Raw genomic sequence first — 18,856 nt, forward strand, 5'->3', positions numbered from 1 at the left:
GGATTAAAGATGAATTTATGGATAAAAATGATTTTAAACATGTGTTTGGCTTTTCTTTTTTAATGTACAGAAAGATACCTACATTTGTGAGACACAGAACCATTAAAAACAATGAAAATGAAGATTAAGAAGAAGGAGTTTCCTGAAAAATCAATTTTATCCCAAGGGAAAAAAGATTTTGATTATATCGATAGTTTTGAAGGGGAATTGACGGCCAGCAGCCAGAATATTGATATTTCAGAAATTGGAAAAGTATTCTTTACAAGCGGGCCGAAATGGGGGAAGAAAATGTTTGCTTTCAGAAATAAAGTGGTAGGTTTATTTGGGCTGAAAACGGGATCTGAAACAGAAAATCAACAGATGGGAAAGGATTTTGAATGTGAAGTAGGAGAACGTATAGGTATTTTTAAGGTTTTTGATAAAACGAACAATGAAATTGTTATTGGGGAAGATGATCAACATCTGGATTTCAGAGTTTCGCTTTTATTTGATAAAAATAAAGAGCATCTTGATAAAAAATCAATTACCATATCCACTACGGTAAAGTTTCATAACTGGCTGGGAGTATTGTATTTTCTTCCGGTTCGTCCTTTTCATAAATTGATTGTGCCTGCTATGCTGAAAAATATGATTGGGAAATTAGAAAAAAGATAACTATTTATCTTTCACAGATATTGATGTTAGTGATTGGAAGGTTAAAGAAGCCGCCTCAAAAGTTAAATGACTTGACTTTTGAGACGGCTTTTTGATTATTGCTTGCTATACTGTTTATTTGGAAATCAGTAGTTTTTGGGAACCGGTTTTTCCTTCAGATATAAGTTCCACAATATAAGTTCCCTGGATCAGATTCTCAGTATTTAATCTGATACTCTGGCGTCCAGCACCAAGATTCTCAGATTTTTCGAATACCGTTTTTCCTGAACTGTCAATAATTCGTGCAGCTGCCGTTTCCTTTTTTAAAAGAAATGTTTGTACGTCCACATAGTTTTTGGCAGGATTCGGAACCAACGAAATATCTCTTTTTCTGTTCGTCTGAAGCTCCTCTTTCGAAATAGCATCCAGGTCCGGAAGTTTACTGCGAAGACCTGTATTATCAGTCTCTTTTAAAATAACTTTTCTTGAATAACAAAATGTAATGCAGGTACTGCATTTTTTTAAACCTTTGCTGTCGGATTGAATAACACATACCGTGTAGGAACCGGGAGTATTATAGGTGTGTGAAGTCATGTGATCAGTAAGCGGTGTGCCGTCACCCCAGTTTACAGAATAATTATTGGGAGGATTATAGCTGTTTAAAAATACTTTCGCTGTTGCTGTATTACTTGTAGAGCTGAAGGAGGTTTCAAGTTTGAAATTAGGGTCACAATCAGCACATGGTTTTACACAGATGTTGTCATACCACACTATTTCAGAAGGGTTTGATGTATAATCAGGAGTAACCATTACCGCAGTTGAATTATTGATGATATTGTTGAAGTCTGTACAGGTTGTACCACTGCTGGGATCCATAGTCCAGGTTCCCTCAGAATTGGATGGGAGAACAGAGCCGCTACAGTTGGTAATAGGAGCACGTACGCGTACCCATCCGCTTCCTTCTGTTACGGTGATATTGGCAACAAAAGTAATTATTTTGCTGCCTGACATGATATGAATGGCTGGGTGTATGGGCGGAGATCCGTTAAAAGTTCCATCATTTTCAAGATAGAAATCAAAAAATAAGCATTGTCCGGGAAACCGCTGACCCAGATTTTTAAAATCTATTGTATTAATGAGCCTTGAACCTCCGGAATCATCAATTAGTTTAAGAAACTGAGAACCGTCTAAAGTATTGGGTGTGCCACTTGAAATGGTTACATTGCCATTAGGATAAGGAGCAGGAACCCAGTTTCCAGCCGGAATGGTAGGAGAATCAAAGTCTGAGCAGGGTGCTTGTGCTTTGAAAAGCAGACCACCCAGGAAAATGCAGATGGTAAAAATGTATGCTTTTATCATAATACAGTATTGATTTTATAAATCAAAAATCAACAAAAACTTTAGAATTAAATTTTGTGATTGACTTCTGGTAAAGATATTATGATAGTAAAACATTCGGTAATACCGGTTGATAAGTGTATTTGTTATCCTAATAAGTGTTGGTGAGTTGCTTTTAATTGTAGTTAGATAATAATAGTGGGTTCTCGATCTGGTGGTAGTGATTTTTTTTAATCAAGATATCCTATCCTGTGAAGGAAATCATTTTTTTTGCGGACAGAAACATCCAGTACAGAATGATCAGCCATTACTACCTGGCCGCCTTTCCCTTTGATGTATTCTTTAAGATGAGACAGGTTGATAAGATGCTTATGATGGATTCTGAAAAAACTGTATTTTGAAAGCTGTTCCTCAAACTCGTGGAGCGTTTTGGAAACAATGATCTTGGTTTTGTCTGTGAAATAAAATGTGGTATAGCTGGAATCTGCTTCACAGCGAATGATTTCGTTGATGTCTGTGAGTTTAAAACCCTGCAGTGTCGGAAGGCTTATCTTATTGTTCTGAAGACTTGTCGTATTTTTACTTTTCCTGATGCTTTCCAGAACTTTATTCACCGCAATAATGAATTCCATTTTTTTGATTGGCTTCAAAAGATAATCGGCAGCTCCGTTTTTAATGGCCTGAATTGCAAAATTTTCAAAAGCGGTAATAAAAATAATCTTTGAATCAACTTCTCTGAATTTTGACAGAAGATCAAATGCAGTTCCATCTTTCAGCTGAACGTCCAGAAAAAGAATGTCGGGTGAGTTTTTGGAAAGGTAAATATAGGCTTCCTCAACGCTGGCTGCCTGGTGGGTGTTCTCTATTTCTGGAAATTCATTCTCCAGCAGCAGGGAAATATAATCTCTTCCATCCTGTTCGTCATCAATGATGCATGCCTGTATTTTGGTTTTCATAAGGTGTAATATAAAGTGTGATTTGGGTTCCCGGTCTTTTTTCTTTCTCCTGAAGATCGGTTATTTCTAATAGGATATTAGTCTCAAAAAGCTGTCTGAATGTTTCAATTCTCTTTTCAGATAATTTTACGCCAAAAGAATCTGCTTTGGAATGGCTCTTCTTTCCAATGCCTGTACCGTTGTCTTCAATAGTTACACAGAGAGCGGTTCCGGTATGTTGAAACAACACTTCTATATTTCCTTTTCTATCCTGAAGATTTGCTATACCGTGTTTTATGGCATTCTCTACAAAAGGCTGAATGAGAAGAGAAGGAACGGTCCAGCTGTCATTTACATTTTCAGTAATGGTGATTTTATAATCAAAAAGATCTTTCAGACGCAGTTTTTCCATATTCAGGTATAAGGATAAATATTCTGCTTCTTCTTTGATGGGCATAAAAGTTTTTTCTGAGTAATGAAGGGTTTTCCGGATCATTACAGAAAAGGTATCAAGATAGTTCTCCGCTTCATTATAATCTTTTTTATACAGTAAAAAATGAATAGAATTGAGACAGTTATAAATAAAATGAGGGTTGATTTGTGCTTTAATGGCCTGAAGTTCCAGCTCTGCAATTTTCTTTTCATAATATAAAGTCTCCAGCTTTTTGTTTCTCTTTTTCTGAAAATAAAATGTGATGAGTATAGATAATGCAGCTGCTCCAATGAAGATAAGAAGCAGTTTAAACCACCATGTTTGCCAGAATGCAGGTTTTATCTCAAAATGCAGATCGGTAGAAGCATCCGACTTTCTTCCATTGTATCCTAACCCAAAAATTTTAAAAGTATAATCTCCGGGTGGAATCGAATTGAAAGTAATATTCGGGGAACTACCGGTTTGCCAGTCTTCACTTAGTCCCTCAACTTTATATTGATAGTTTATCTTTCCCTGTGAAGCAAAATCCGGAAAACTTACATTGAAGGTTAAACTGTTGTCCGGAGTCTTACCGGTTAATGGTATGTCAAGATCAAAAAAATGTTTATTCCCGATCTTTACAGAATTAATGATTACTTTTTTATGAATAGATTCCTGCTGGCTCAGGAGGTTTTTAACAGAAAGAATACCCAGTCCTTTCGATGTGGCTGCATAGACGGTATCTCCGGAAATAATACATCCGGCGACAACATTTGAGGGAAGACCATCTATATGGGTGAAATTATTGATTTTTAATTTTTTATCTTTAAATTCAATTCTGCTAAGACCATAATTGGTACTCACCCAGAACACTTTTTCATTCTCTGTCTCTATTTTTTTGATCTGTCTTGTTGGGAGACCATCGCTTTCCGTAATTTTTTTGATTACTCTGGAATTCTTAAACAAGATGATTCCATTAAGATTGGTTGCACCTGCATAAAGATTATCACTAAGTTTTTTAATATCTGTAAAATAATACCCTTCCAGGAACGGCTTTTTCTTTTGTGTAGCAGTATTCAGCTTATAAAGGTCTTTAAATGTTCCGGCAAAGATGCTGTCTTTGGTATAGGGTAATGCTGTATAAATCCGGTCACCCATCATCAGCTGTTTGTAGGATTTTGTATGATAATTATAGGCAAAAAGACCTTCTAAAGTACAGAAAAGTACAGATCCTGAGGTATAAGGTACCATATTTTTAATAACCTTTCCTTGTAGAATTTGCTTTTCTCCCGTTATGGTATTATACAGGAGAGGATTTCTGGAAAGCCCGAAAATAATAGTATTTCCATCAGAAAAAACGGCTTTGTTTTCCATTTGTGAATTTCCTCCCAAATGAATATCAGTGATGACTCCGTTATGATAGATGCCGCCTTTTCCTTTATTATAGCCGAGATAGATTCGGTTTCCGTTTTTAGTAATAGCAGTAATATGGGATGAATTGTTCTTAACAGGAAAATGAATGTAATTTCTGAAAAACAGGTCCGAAATAAAAAAAAGACCGTTGTTCCTGGTAGAAAACCAAAGATTGTTGTCCATATCAGCGAATACATCATGGATAATGTAGCCGTCCATCAATCTAACATGGTCTGATAGGCCTTTTTCTTCCGTGAAAGAATTCTTGAAATAAAGAACGCCCCCATTTTCAAGACAGGCCCAGATCCGGGAGTTTTTATCAAAGGCCAGACGGTGTATGTTTTCGGAAGCTGTATAGGACGCAATTTTTTTAAAATGGAACTGATGATTGACTTTGTATACATCAATTGTTCTCCCGTTTTTTACAATAAAAAAATCACCTTTCCTTGTTACCATCGCATTTTTTTCGATCGAAATATTGCAGACTGTTTTTTTTCGGGTGAAAATATTGTAGACTTCTATATTCTTCTTTTTATCTTTATCAGAAATGTAAAGAAGTCCGTTGGCCATATTCAAGTCGAAAGCAAAATAAGAATCCGAAGTATTCTGATTGAGAAAAAGAGGTATTGTCGTGATTTTTTCGTTTTTGTAAACCAATATATTTTTGGGATTGTCACCCTCATACAGATAGAGTGTGTTTCCGTTGATGTGACTGAGTGTAGTATAATTAAATTTTATTTTTTTTAATTCCGGATTGCGGTCTGAATTAATGATTTTACCTTTCTTCAGATAGGCGAAATCATTAAGGAAAGAAATAATAAACATTCCATTGCCAGGAATTGAGAAGCTATTCAGAATCTCAATGTTTTTTAATCCGTTTTTACTTCCGAATTGTTTGAATTCTGTTCCGTCAAACCTGAAAAAACCATTGTCACTTCCTACATAAATAAATCCGTCTTCATCCTGGCTGAGTCCATAGGTATATGAGCTGTTGAGACCGTCTGCTTCACTATAATGTACCATTCCCGGAATTTGAGCATTACATAATGAAACAGCAAGTATAATGAATGAAAATATGCAAGAGGTTATTACTTTTTTCACATTTAGTAGAATAATTGTGAAAATTATATAATTTGATTGATAATATAGCAATGTTTTTAGGGAAATATTAAAAAAAACAAACTAAAAAATTCGGATAATTTTATACAATTTTGTACTTTTGTATGTTTGCTGAAATCATATATGTCACAAGAAATAAATCCAACCTATTCAGAAGATAATATCAGAACCCTCGATTGGCAGGAACATATCCGTCTGCGTCCCGGCATGTACATCGGGAAGCTTGGTGACGGGTCTTCCGCTGATGACGGTATTTATATTCTGCTTAAAGAAATCCTGGATAACTCCATTGATGAGTTCAGGATGAGATCAGGTAAAAGAATCGAAATAAAAGTGGATGACGGAAAAGTTACAGTTCGTGACTTTGGACGTGGAATCCCGTTGGGAAAAGTAGTAGACGCTGTTTCCAAAATGAATACCGGAGGTAAGTACGACAGTAAGGCGTTCAAAAAATCTGTAGGATTGAATGGGGTAGGTACCAAAGCGGTAAATGCACTCTCTGAGTATTTCAGAGTACGTTCTTTCCGTGACGGGAAAATGAAAGCAGCAGAATTCTCCCAAGGGCTTATTAAAGAAAACTTTGAAGAAAAGGAGACTTCTGATAGAAACGGTACTGAAATTTCCTTCGTTCCGGATAGCGATATTTTCCTTCATTTCAAATACAGAAAAGAGTATATCGAAAGAATGCTCCGGAATTATGCATACCTGAATCCGGGACTGAAAATTCTTTTCAACGGAGAAACCTATTTCTCTGAAAATGGTCTTAAAGATCTCCTTGAAGAAGAACTGGAAAGTGAGACTCTTTATCCTATTGTTCATTTGAAAGATGAAGATATTGAGGTGGCCATCACCCATACCGACAAATCTCAGATGGAAACCTACTTCTCATTCGTAAACGGACAGAATACCACACAAGGAGGAACCCACCTTAATGCATTTCGTGAAGCTTATGTAAAGACGATTCGTGAGTTTTTTAATAAAAGTTTTGAGGCTTCTGATATCAGAAAGTCTATCATTGCTGCTATCTCAATCAATGTAGAAGAACCTGTTTTCGAATCCCAGACCAAAACAAAGTTAGGGTCTAATGATATGGGACCAAACGGACCTACGGTAAGAACATTCATCATTGATTTTCTAAAAAGCAAACTGGATAACTTCTTACACAAGAATCCGGAAATTGCGGAAGCCATTCAAAGAAAAATTTTGATTTCCGAGAGAGAAAGAAAAGAACTTTCCGGAATCCAGAAACTGGCTAGAGAAAGAGCTAAAAAAGTGTCTCTTCACAACAAAAAACTTCGTGACTGCAGACAGCATTATAACGATCAGAAGGCCGAGAGAAAAGGAGATACCCAAATCTTCATTACCGAGGGAGATTCTGCATCAGGGTCTATCACAAAATCCAGAGATGTAGAAACACAAGCCGTATTCTCACTGAAAGGTAAACCATTGAACTGCTATGGTCTTACCAAGAAAGTAGTGTACGAAAATGAAGAATTTAACCTTCTTCAGGCCGCTTTAAATATTGAAGAAAGTTTGGAAGACCTGAGATACAACCAGGTGATTATTGCTACCGATGCCGATGTTGATGGAATGCACATCCGTTTATTGATGATTACTTTCTTCCTGCAATTCTTCCCGGATCTGATTAAAAACGGACACCTTTATATTCTTCAGACCCCTTTGTTCAGGGTGAGAAACAAGAAAGAAACTAGATATTGTTATTCAGAAGCCGAAAGAGTAAAAGCATTAAATGATCTGGGGAAAAATCCTGAAATCACACGATTCAAAGGATTAGGAGAAATTTCGCCGGATGAATTCAAGCATTTTATCGGTAAAGATATCAGATTGGAACCTGTAGTGTTAGGGAAAGATCAGACTATTGAACAGCTTCTGGAGTTTTACATGGGAAAAAATACTCCGGACAGACAAACTTTCATCCTTGAAAACCTTGTTGTGGAAGATGATACTGATATTGCTAAAAAAGAAATCCTGGATGAAGTAGAAAATTAGCCCTTATACCCGTTTGCGGGACCAACACAGATATTGATAAAAAAACACATTTTGAGGTAAGAAATTAGGAAACTTACAACAAAAAAAGAAATGAGACTAAGTAACCGTAATAAAGCATCAGTTTATAACTCTTTAAGCACCCTCCTTCTTATGATAATGGTACTTGGAGTCATTGTATTTATGGCTAATAAATATAGATTTAATGCGCTGGAAGATGAAAGTTATTTACTGATTATTGTTCCCATTGTAATGCTGATTATCTTTTATATTTGCGGAAGGCAGATTTTTGAATATGACAGCGATGGAGAAGCCCTGAACTTTAAAAACAGGAATATTATTCCTTTTTTAGACAAGCCTCTTCACGATGAATTTCCAAAATATAAGCTGGTAAAATATGATGTAGTCAGGATTTTATTTATCAAAAGATTATACATCACTGTTTCAAGTAAGAATAACGGATCTACCATACTGAAGTATCAGATCTCTTATTTGAACAGAAGAGAAGTAAATGATTTAAAACTCTCTCTGAACAAAGTAGTGAAAGCTAATAAAGAGAAAAAAGATTAAAAAACAAATGACGACAGAAGAATATTCGCATGAGGGTGAAAGTTTAAAGAAGGTTTCCGGTCTGTACAAAGATTGGTTTCTGGATTATGCTTCCTATGTAATTTTGGACAGAGCTATTCCTTCGGTGTATGACGGTTTAAAACCCGTTCAGCGAAGAATCATGCACTCTATGCGGGAACTGGAAGACGGGCGTTACAATAAAGTAGCGAACGTTGTGGGAAATACCATGAAATATCACCCGCACGGAGATGCTTCCATTACAGATGCTATGGTGCAGATAGGGCAGAAAGAACTGCTGATAGATACTCAGGGAAACTGGGGTAATATTTATACAGGAGACTCCGCAGCTGCAGCAAGGTATATTGAAGCAAGGCTGACACCCTTTGCCCTGGAAGTAGTCTTTAATCCTAAAACTACAGAATGGACCAAATCTTACGACGGAAGAAATAATGAGCCTGTTGACCTGCCGGTAAAATTCCCTTTGCTTCTTGCTCAGGGAGTAGAAGGTATTGGGGTAGGGCTTTCTACAAAAATACTTCCACATAACTTCAATGAGCTTATCAACGCATCGGTAGCTTATTTGAAAGGGAAGAGATTTGAACTGTATCCGGACTTTTTAACAGCCGGTTATCTGGATGTTTCCGAGTATAATGACGGCCACAGAGGAGGAAAAGTAAGGGCTAGGGCAAAAATTACCCAGACGGATAAACACACATTGGTGATTTCCGAACTTCCTTACTCAAAAACAACTACTGACCTTATTGACTCTATCTTAAAAGCCAATGAGAAAGGGAAAATCAAAATTAAAAAGATTGAGGATAATACTTCAGATAAAGTAGAAATCCTGATCCATATTCATAACGATGTCTCTCCGGATAAGACAATTGATGCCCTGTATGCATTCACAGACTGTCAGGTGACCATCTCACCGAATGCCTGTGTGATCGTAGGAGATAAACCTATGTTCATGAATGTTTCCGATATTCTGAAAATGAATACGGACCATACCGTGTCATTATTGAAGAAGGAACTAGAGATTGAACTTCACGAACTTCAGGAAAGCTGGCATTTCTCTTCACTGGAAAGAATTTTTATTGAAAATAGAATCTATCACGATATTGAAGAGGTGAAAACCTGGGAAGATGTGCTAAAAACCATTGATGCAGGATTGAAACCGCATACCAAACATCTTTTAAGAGCCGTAACTGAAGAAGATATCTTAAAGCTGACCGAGATCAGAATCAAGAGAATTTCAAGATTTGATTTAGATAAATTTAAAGAAAATATTGCAGCGCTGGAAGGTAAAATAGAGCAGGTGAAATTTCACTTAGCCAACCTTATTGCTTATGCTATTGATTATTATTTAAATATTCAGAAAAAGTACGGGAAAGACAAACAGAGAAAGACAGAACTTAGAATCTTTGATACCATTGATGCTACAAAAGTAGCGGTAGCTAATGAAAAGTTCTATGCCAATTTTGAAGAAGGCTTTATTGGAACATCTCTGAAGAAAGACCAATATCTTTTCGACTGTTCTGACATTGATGATATCATCATTTTCAGAAAAGACGGAAGCATGAAAGTGGTAAAAGTAGAGGCTAAAACATTTGTTGGAAAAGACATTCTGCATGTTGCCATATGGAAGAAAAATGATAAAAGAACGGTGTATAATATGATCTACCGCGAGGGAAGAGAAGGGCCATATTATATGAAACGTTTCTCTGTAACCGGAGTGACAAGAAATACAGATTATCCGTTAGCTTCAGATAAAAAAGGCTCAGAAACGTTGTATTTTTCAGCTAACCCAAATGGTGAAGCAGAAACAGTAACAGTCCTTTTAAAACCAAATCCCAGGATCAGAAAGAATAAAATGGAGATCAATTTCTCCGAACTTGCCATCAAAGGGCGTGATTCCAAAGGAAATCTGGTGACAAAATATGCCGTAAAGAAAGTGGATATGAAGGAAGAAGGAGTTTCCACTCTGGCGCCTAGAAAAATCTGGTTTGATGATACGGTAAGAAGACTGAATGCAGATGTAAGAGGAACTTTACTGGGAAGCTTCAAAGGAGATGATAAGATTCTTACAATTAATACCAACGGTGAAGTAAAGCTGGTGTCTTTTGATCTGGGTAACCGTTTTGACGATGAATATCTGGTGCTGGAAAAATGGAGGCCTGCACAGCCTATTACCTGCATTTATTATGATGGTGAAAAAGATATTTACTTCATCAAGAGATTCTTATTGGAAAATACGGTCAATGTACAGACTTTCATGCCGTCTGAACACCCGAAATCATTCATTGAAAATGTAATTGTTGCCAATGACGTGACTGCAGAAATAGTTTTCGCGAAAGATAAAGGGAAAGAACGTGATGCCGAAACAATAAATATTGATGAATTTATTGCTATAAAAGGAATAAAGGCAATCGGAAACCAGTTTACCAAGTTTAAAGTAAAAGCAATCAATATTAACATTCCTGAGCCTGTAGAAGAAGAACCGGAAGTCTATGAAGAACCGGAACCCACAGGAGATACAGATGAAGACGGAGGAATTATAGGAGATCTCTTTCAAGAGGATGGGAATAACGAAAATGAATAGACTGTAAAATGTCTGTTTAAGTATAACATAAGAAACATACGATGAATATAGTTGTTTTAATTATCATGGCGGTTACATGTATTTTTAGTTACATGGGATTCAATAATACAGCATTATTTGAAAAATACAAATTCAATGTTGGAGCCATTAAGAACCGTAAAGAATATGTAAGGCTTATCAGTTCTGCGTTTTTACATGCAGACTTTATGCACTTATTTTTCAATATGCTTTCCCTGTATTTTTTCCAGGGAGTCGTTATTAGCTTTTTTGGTGAAATAGGATTTTTGATTCTTTATTTTGGATCAATGATTTTAGGGAATTTATTCAGTTTACAGATTTATAAAAATCAACCCTGGTATTCTGCTATCGGAGCATCAGGAGCGGTTTCGGGAATCATTTTTGCTTCCATAGCCATGGCACCGAATGAGATCAGTGTCAACTTCCTGCCAGGATGGCTATTTGGAACATTGTATTTCGGATACTCTGTATATATGATGCTGAATCCTAAGCAATGGGATAATCTGGGACATGCAGCCCACCTTGGAGGCGCCTTTTTCGGACTCGTTTACTCTATTGTTATGCATCCGCAGCTGGCTATGAGTAATATCCTTTTCTTAGGAATCATGTCGCTTCCGTTAATTTATCTCGGATATGAAATTTTTGTAAGGAAACGAATAGGATAAAAGACTATTTTTAATTAAAATATCAAGACCAATGAACACATCAGAGTTAAACAGTTTCATCGTGATACTTATCTATGGTTCATTGGTTTTGCTTTCTCTGCTGAAGCTAGCCAACCCTTTACAGGTAAATCATAAAGCCAATTTCTGGTTTGGAGTATTTCTGTTTCTGTGGTCTACCTTCTGGCTGGATGAGGTTTTGTTTCTCATCACAGACTCGACGGTTGAGGTTCATTCTCTGTTTTTTGTCAGATGTATTCAGTTTTTCACGCCTATTGTTTTTTACTTTAGTGTGCTGTTTTATACCAACCCTTCTTTTACCTTTAGAATCAGGGATCTTAAATTCCTGTTACTTCCCGTAGCCTTTCTACTGTGTCTTGTCTTGGTAAAACTAGGATATGAGAAACCGTTTGAATATCTGAGTGTCATTTTGATCCTGATTCAGGCGCTGTTCTATACCGGACTATCTTATATTACCATCAGAAAACACCAAAGAAAAATACAGCAGTTTTCTTCCAATACTGAAGGGATTAATCTCAATTGGCTGGAATATATCATTCTGGTACTTCTTATTGTGAATATCATCTATGTGATTTACAATCTGTTTTACGATCCCAAATCACTGAATTTCTTTATCAATACGGTTTTTTTACTTGTCATCTACTGGGTGGGATATTATTCTCTGAAACAGAGGGAAATTTATCCTTTAGAAGAAAAACAGAGAGAAGAACTGATTTCCATCAATGAAGATTCTGATTCGGAAGAAATAAAGAGAAAACTGATCTCTGATGAAGAACTGGTAAAGATTAAAACTTCACTTGAAAGACTTATGGAAATGCAGAAACCTTATCTTGACAGTGAACTTAACCTGATCAGGCTGGCTGAAATGCTGTCTGTTTCTACCCATCATCTGTCTTATGTCATCAACACAGGCTTTGGAAAGAATTTCTTCCAATATGTAAACGAATTCCGGGTAGAATATGCCCAAAAACTCTTGAAGGAATCAGACAGTAAATTATCAATTCTGGGGATTGCCTACGAATCAGGATTCAATTCCAAGACGTCTTTTAATACTACCTTTAAAAAAGTGACAGGACAAACTCCTTCTGAGTTCAAAAAATAAGTTCCGGTTTATAAAGTTTTACTTTTTTATTGAGTTAAGGTGTTGATTTTTAATTATTTAATTTTTTAATCTTTCTTGATTGAAAATCAGTTCGTTCAGATAATCCGGAACATTCAAGCCCTCTTTTCACAATAGCTTTGTACCATAAAATTTAAACGTTATGGATACCAAAGAGTCATACGCTGTCGTCACAGGAGCAAGCCAGGGACTTGGCAAATCATTCGCTGAAAATCTGGCAAAGAAAAAGATCAATCTCGTGCTTGTAAGTCTTCCGGATCAGAATCTCAAAGAGTTTTCTGAGGAACTTCAGGAGTTGTATGATGTAAAAGTTAATTACTATGAAACAGATCTTTCCATCAATGACAATGTTATGAAGCTTACAGAATGGCTTAACCGTTCTTTTGATATTCATATCCTGATCAACAATGCAGGATTGGGAGGAACCAAAAAATTCACAGAAGCCTCTCCGGATTATATCAATACCATTTTGCAGGTGAATGTAACGGCCACTTCATTGATTACCCATCAGTTGCTTCCCAACCTTTTAAAACAGCCCAAAGCCTATATTTTGAATGTCTCCAGTATGGCCGCCTTTTCTCCCATAGGTTTTAAAACCGTATATCCTGCGTCCAAAAGCTTTATCCATTCATTTTCAAGAGGCCTGCATGAAGAACTGAAAGATACTAATGTCTTTGTAAGTGTGGTGAATCCAGGAGCTATGAAAACCAATACGGATGTCTGTAAAAGGATAGAAAAGCAAGGTCTCATAGGTAGATTGACCCTTTTAAATCCTGATAAAGTAGCATCATACTGCATTCGTCAATTGTTTAAAAAAGATTCCGTAATTATGGTGAACCCAATCAGCTGGCTGATGATGAAAATTTTACCCATATGGATCAAACTTCCTTTAATGACTCAGGCTATAAAAAGAGAGATCGAAGCATGAAAAAAGTATGTGTAACCGGAGCGACAGGGCTTCTGGGAACTAATGTTATTATTAAATTATTACAAAATGGTTATTCTGTTATTGCTCTGGTGCGCAAGAAAAGCAGCTGGCTGGGTGAAGAGAACGAAAATCTGAAACTTGTGGAAGCAGATCTTTCCTCCGATCTTTCGTTATTGCTTAAAGAAATAGACTGCATCATTCATATTGCCGCGGAAACACGGCAGAATCTCATAAATTATGATGAATATCGAAAAGTGAATTATCAAACAACCGTAAATCTGTTTACCCATGCAGAATTAATGAATGTAAAAAAGTTTTTGTTTGTAAGCACAGCAAATACCTTAGGGTATGGAAATACAGCGTTCCGGGGAAATGAAAAATCGCCGCAGCTTTATCCTTTTACCCATTCAATGTATGCTCAAAGTAAGCTGGAAGCTGAAGACTACCTTTTAAAGAATCGTAAAAATACAGAAGTGGTTATTGTAAATCCTACTTTTATGATTGGAGCCTATGACAGCAAACCGAGTTCCGGGAAAATCATCTTCTGGGTCTGGAAAAAGAAACTGGTTTTCTACCCGAAAGGAGGGAAGAACTTCATACACGCAGAAGACGCAGCCAACGGAGTATTACATGCAATTGAAAAGGGTAGGAATGGTGAAAAATACCTTTTAGCCAACGAAAATCTGAGCTACAAGGAATTTTTCAAGAAAATAAACCGGATTACCCATCAAAATCCAGCTATGATAGCTATTCCAAATAAGGTTTTGAGCTTCCTGGGATTGATAGGAGAGGGATTAAGAAAATTAAAGATAAAAACAAACCTCAGTATTTCCAATATGAAAGCACTGCAGATCTGTAATTATTATTCTAATCAGAAATCAGTAAATGAATTGGGACTTCATTACCAATCTGTGGATAAAGCGATAGAAGATGCAGTTCAGTATTTTGATCAAAATGATAAATATTGATTCTCATTACTGTAAATAATAAAAAAAACCAGCTTTTTAGGAGCTGGTTTTCAAATTATCTTGTTATTTTCTGAGTGACATTTTTATTAGAAATCACACAGGCTTTACTGCAGTTGTTTGAACTTGAAACATTAACCTGTATCAACGCGGGCATTGATCTGTATTCTTCAAGATTGTAAGGGGCTTCAGTACCATTGCTTCCTCCACCTTTAATATCATATTTGATTTGCGCGATTCCGGTAAATCCGGTTGCGGGCTTGAAAGAAAGTCTTCCTGTAGAATAAGAATATACCCATGTACCCTCATTGCTTGTATAGGTGCCATTTACAATATTCGGGATTACACTACCGTTGATATCTAAAAAACGGAATGAATTAAAATCCAGATTATTATAAGAAAGCGTTCTCGGATTCTGACCGCTATAGGCCGCATCATTAAGTAATGGAGAATATGTCGATTTTATACCTGGACATCCTGCAAACAGATCATCCGTTACTTCCGCAGCATAAGGTCTGGTTACTCCTAGATTTTTTAATAAATGTATATTTTTAGCAGCTCCGGTAGAAGCCGCAAAACCAATTCTGAAAGTAGCAGGAGGTGAAGTGTCCAGGTTTCTTACTGTACTGTTGGATATTGTAGTCTCTGTATATTTCAGGGATGTTGGATAATAATAATTATCAATCACTGTTTCTTTCACATTCCCGTGTTGTATTTCCAGTGTTATATTGTAACCCCCGGAAGGATTGGGAATCAATGTAACATAGGCTTTACGGAATCTGATGTCATTTTCATTCTGAGGAATAGTGGTTCCACCGCTTTCAATACTAAACTGTTGAAGATTCGTATTTTTTATGCCAATGAATTTTCCTGTCTGGGTGTCCAGATAAGCAGATCGGTTGTTGCTGGAAGGGGATGCATTGGTAGCTGTGCTGTAAAGTAATGGGTAGCCATTGTATCCCGCAGGTTCAGATGACGACAGATATTGATTTCCACGTTTACCTCTTAAAGAAACATTGCTTCGTCCATCAGCTAAGGTTACGCCAAAAATTCCGTTTCTGACTCTCTCACCTTGGTTAAAGCTTGTTTTAAAATTTCCAAATTCATCCAGCCCTATTCCAAGATAGGCACCTCTCAGTCCTTCCGTAGACTCTCCTCCACGTACAAAACTATATCCTAATCCACCCCCAAAGTATCCAAGATTAAGCTGACTTTTAGGAATAGATCCATCTACTAAGAATATGGAAATACCATCTCCTCCGTTAGCATTTCCTCCATAAATGGCAAATTCAAATTCAAACTTAATTCCCTGGTCACTGTTGAATATTTTATCAGCAAGTATTATACCTCCGGAAATATTATTCACACTTCGGGTAAGACGCAATCCGTCTGTGGTAAAGGTGGCATCATTCTGAACTCCGCTGGTTGCTACTTTATAAGCTTCCTGAGGCTGTAAACCCTGTGTAAAGTTGACAAAATACGGATATCCCGTTCCCTGCTGATTCTGTGCCTGAATACCTTGGGAGAAAATAAACGATGAAAAAATAAACAAAAGCCTTTTGTTTCTGCTAATTCGAGTACTTTTTATCATAACTCATTATTTAACAACAAAAACAATATTAATAAAAGAACAGTCTGTTGCAGCTGCTTTTACGTCATAGGTCATTACCCCGTCATCAGAAATAGAAATATTACTGAATACATTAGGATCAGCATCTGTTACATAATAATAAAGGTCTTTGCTTGACGGGAAAAAAGGAATAGAGGCAGGAGCACTGGTACTTTTCGCCTTTGGAGACCCGAACTGTGTTTTATACAACGTATATAAATCTTTAGTTCTGCCGGTTGCGTTGGTGGAAGTATCAAAAGAAACACTAGGCATGTAAAACATTTTTACAGCGTTATTACTGATACATAACCAATCTGGTTTGGTAGGTATTCCAATGTTCTGGCTTAAACATTTTTTATCTGTATCATAAATAAGAAGTGAGGTAGCCGGATTGACAATGGCATCTCTTTTTGCAGTAGTAAGCCTTGGGATCAGCATCCCTTTATTAGGGCTGTAAACATCCAGAATTGCACTTTGATCAGGTTGGGGTGTGTTAATCCCTATCTGGGCAAATGTAAACGAACTTACTAAAACGATTGGTAGAAATAATTTTTTAATCATGATGTCTTTAATAATTTTTTATCTGTGTATTATATGTTTTTTTGTGTTGTGTTTTTTTATGAAAAATACTTTCCTGCCAGCTTAATTCATATTGGAATCAATACGTCTTTAATTCATTCAAACCATGAATTATACCAATACAATAGTATAAGGAGACTTTAGGTTCCAACGTAACAGATACAACAAGAATGCGTCATAGAAACATCTATGTCTTATCTGAAAGAGTCAAAAAGAGAATTGAGTTAAGTGGCCCTATTATATAAAATATAAGCCTTTAGAATAGTAAAATTCATAATCCTTTGTGTTTTTGCAAACATACGAATAATCTACTTAATATTTGGTTTTCAGTAGATTAAATTTAATTTAACTTTATTTGTTAGTTAAATTATCGATTATTGATTTAAATTTTCACTAACATAGCAAAATAAATAGATTATTTTTAATATTCAAATCATTGTATTTTTTGAAATACGCGGTATTATAAAAAAAATTGATCCTTAAAAATCTGATAAGTTGTATGTTTTGAGCGAATTGTCTCAAAAGAATCTATTTTGATAAATTATCCAACGCATCTTCCAGGGATTTGAGAAAATTCACGTGTTTTGTTTTGTTGCTTTCGAAAATAAAGTCTTTCAGGCTCTTACTGTCATATTGGTCAAAATTACCTACAATAGCCAGTCCTATACGATAATTTGAGAATTTCTGAAGAATTTCACCTGCAATTTTTGTTTTTAAATCGAAGAATTCAGGAGTGATGTTTTTTTCATAAAGAATGACTTTGTCAAAACCCTGATAATAGATATTTCCCATGAGATCCAGCCCATCCTGTGCAGATTGGATGATCATGTGATCAGAGATAACTTCTGCAATTTTTATCGTATTAATTTCGTGAGATTGAATAGTCATCTTCTTTATTGAATTGTTTTTTTGATGTCATTTAAAAAGTTACCTAAAGGGAATGCATCTCCCTGATTAGTAAGTGCTATAATACAGCTGTTATGCTCCAGATCTCTCCAGAATAAAGCTTTGAAACCATTCAAACCCCCTGTATGCATTGCAGTTTTTTCACCCTTTTCATTTTCTATAAACCAGGCAAATCCATAGTTTGAAATCTGACCGCCGGAGAGTTTTGCAGGAGTATACATAAGCGCTGTATTTTCTTTACTGATCAAAGTATAATTCCGCAAAGCCTGATCAAATTTATACAGATCTCCGGGAGTAGAGTAGATTCCACCATCACCAGTTGTTAAGATGGAATAATCATCAGGTTTCTTCTGCTGATTATAACCCAATGCTTTATTTTGAATAATTGTAGAACGCTCATACACATAGGTATTTTTCATCTTCAAAGGCGTGATGATCTGCTCATTGATTATGGTTCGATAAGATTTCCCGGAAACTTTTTCAATAATCTGAGAAAGAATAATATATCCGCTGTTGCTGTATCTAAACTTACTGTCAGGAACAAAATCAAGATTTTTAAGGCTAAACAGCCAGTCAATCACTTCCTTATTGGTCAATCCTTTTTTCGAAAATAAATTCTCATAATCCCTGATTCCTGATGTATGGTGCAAAAGCTGCCTGATTGTGATACTGTTAGCATATTCAGGAAGCTTAATGAATTGAGATGCCTTATCATCCAGTTTCAACAACCCTTTTTGTTCTAAAATCATAATTGCAGCAGCCGTAAAAGGTTTGCTGAGAGAGGCAATATAAAAAGAGGTGTTTTTATTTGATCGGAGTCCTTTTTCAATAGTACGGAAGCCCAAAGCTGTATCACATACAATGCGGCCGTTTTTTACGATCAGAACAGAGCCGTTGAATTCTCCTTTCTTATAGTACGCATTCACAACATCCTCAGGATGCTGTTTACAAGATATTAGTTGTAAAATCAGAGAAATACCAATGAAGGTGTTCCATGTTAAAGTTTTCATAGGTTAGACGTC

General features: G+C 36.2%; 15 protein-coding genes. 8 read left to right on the forward strand and 7 right to left on the reverse strand.

The genetic code is table 11. The annotated features are described in order from the left end of the window. Positions 1–117 precede the first annotated feature (117 nt). Entirely contained in the window at positions 118–654 is a 537-nt protein-coding gene (locus GFU89_RS01490; RefSeq protein ID WP_318845450.1) for a DUF2867 domain-containing protein, read from the forward strand. 114 nt (positions 655–768) lie between these two features. Here the strand turns inward: GFU89_RS01490 and GFU89_RS01495 are convergent, their stop codons facing one another. From GFU89_RS01495 to GFU89_RS01505, 3 genes are all read right to left on the reverse strand, one after another. Beyond that, positions 769–1,992, reverse strand: a complete 1,224-nt coding sequence (locus GFU89_RS01495; protein ID WP_318845451.1) for a T9SS type A sorting domain-containing protein — start codon at positions 1,990–1,992, stop codon at positions 769–771. A 209-nt stretch (positions 1,993–2,201) separates the two neighbouring features. Beyond that, positions 2,202–2,927 carry a LytTR family DNA-binding domain-containing protein gene (locus tag GFU89_RS01500; RefSeq protein ID WP_318845452.1) on the reverse strand — a complete coding sequence of 242 codons (726 nt, stop codon included), beginning with the start codon at positions 2,925–2,927 and terminating at the stop codon, positions 2,202–2,204. Further along, a complete protein-coding gene (locus tag GFU89_RS01505) occupies positions 2,896–5,754 on the reverse strand; it encodes a histidine kinase (RefSeq protein WP_318845453.1) in 2,859 nt (952 codons plus the stop codon). The genes GFU89_RS01500 and GFU89_RS01505 overlap by 32 nt, the downstream gene beginning before the upstream one ends. A gap of 219 nt (positions 5,755–5,973) precedes the next feature. Here GFU89_RS01505 and GFU89_RS01510 point away from each other — a divergent pair, with 219 nt between their 5' ends. From GFU89_RS01510 to GFU89_RS01540, 7 genes are all read left to right on the forward strand, one after another. Beyond that, entirely contained in the window at positions 5,974–7,860 is a 1,887-nt protein-coding gene (locus GFU89_RS01510) for a DNA topoisomerase IV subunit B (RefSeq protein WP_318845454.1), read from the forward strand. 90 nt (positions 7,861–7,950) lie between these two features. Continuing rightward, complete coding sequence (locus GFU89_RS01515; protein WP_318845455.1) at positions 7,951–8,427, forward strand: hypothetical protein; 477 nt, start codon at positions 7,951–7,953, stop codon at positions 8,425–8,427. 7 nt (positions 8,428–8,434) lie between these two features. Then, positions 8,435–11,026 (forward strand): DNA gyrase/topoisomerase IV subunit A, encoded by a 2,592-nt coding sequence (locus GFU89_RS01520; RefSeq protein ID WP_318845456.1) that lies wholly within the window; start codon positions 8,435–8,437, stop codon positions 11,024–11,026. A gap of 41 nt (positions 11,027–11,067) precedes the next feature. Continuing rightward, positions 11,068–11,709, forward strand: a complete 642-nt coding sequence (locus GFU89_RS01525) for a rhomboid family intramembrane serine protease (RefSeq protein ID WP_318845457.1) — start codon at positions 11,068–11,070, stop codon at positions 11,707–11,709. Positions 11,710–11,740: 31 nt separating this feature from the next. Beyond that, on the forward strand, positions 11,741–12,829 hold the full coding sequence (locus GFU89_RS01530) for a helix-turn-helix domain-containing protein (protein ID WP_318845458.1): 1,089 nt from the start codon (positions 11,741–11,743) through the stop codon (positions 12,827–12,829). 160 nt (positions 12,830–12,989) lie between these two features. Next, the gene (locus GFU89_RS01535) at positions 12,990–13,775 is read left to right on the forward strand and encodes an SDR family NAD(P)-dependent oxidoreductase (RefSeq protein WP_318845459.1); all 786 of its coding nucleotides are present in this window, start codon (positions 12,990–12,992) and stop codon (positions 13,773–13,775) included. Then, positions 13,772–14,743, forward strand: coding sequence for an NAD-dependent epimerase/dehydratase family protein (locus GFU89_RS01540; protein WP_318845460.1), 972 nt, complete (start codon positions 13,772–13,774; stop codon positions 14,741–14,743). Before GFU89_RS01535 ends, GFU89_RS01540 begins: the two co-directional genes overlap by 4 nt. Before the next feature lie 55 nt (positions 14,744–14,798). Here the strand turns inward: GFU89_RS01540 and GFU89_RS01545 are convergent, their stop codons facing one another. The 4 genes from GFU89_RS01545 to GFU89_RS01560 all read right to left on the reverse strand — a co-directional run bounded on the left by GFU89_RS01545 (position 14,799) and on the right by GFU89_RS01560 (position 18,844). Next, positions 14,799–16,331, reverse strand: coding sequence for a lectin-like domain-containing protein (locus GFU89_RS01545; protein WP_318845461.1), 1,533 nt, complete (start codon positions 16,329–16,331; stop codon positions 14,799–14,801). A gap of 6 nt (positions 16,332–16,337) precedes the next feature. Further along, positions 16,338–16,910, reverse strand: coding sequence for a hypothetical protein (locus GFU89_RS01550; RefSeq protein WP_318845462.1), 573 nt, complete (start codon positions 16,908–16,910; stop codon positions 16,338–16,340). Between the two features lie 546 nt (positions 16,911–17,456). Next, positions 17,457–17,816 carry a DUF4180 domain-containing protein gene (locus tag GFU89_RS01555; RefSeq protein WP_318845463.1) on the reverse strand — a complete coding sequence of 120 codons (360 nt, stop codon included), beginning with the start codon at positions 17,814–17,816 and terminating at the stop codon, positions 17,457–17,459. Positions 17,817–17,821: 5 nt separating this feature from the next. Next, positions 17,822–18,844: a serine hydrolase domain-containing protein gene (locus GFU89_RS01560; protein WP_318845464.1), complete on the reverse strand. Its 1,023-nt coding sequence runs from the start codon at positions 18,842–18,844 to the stop codon at positions 17,822–17,824. Positions 18,845–18,856: the final 12 nt, after the last annotated feature.

Source organism: Chryseobacterium sp. JV558, assembly GCF_033712365.1.
Taxonomy (GTDB): domain Bacteria; phylum Bacteroidota; class Bacteroidia; order Flavobacteriales; family Weeksellaceae; genus Chryseobacterium.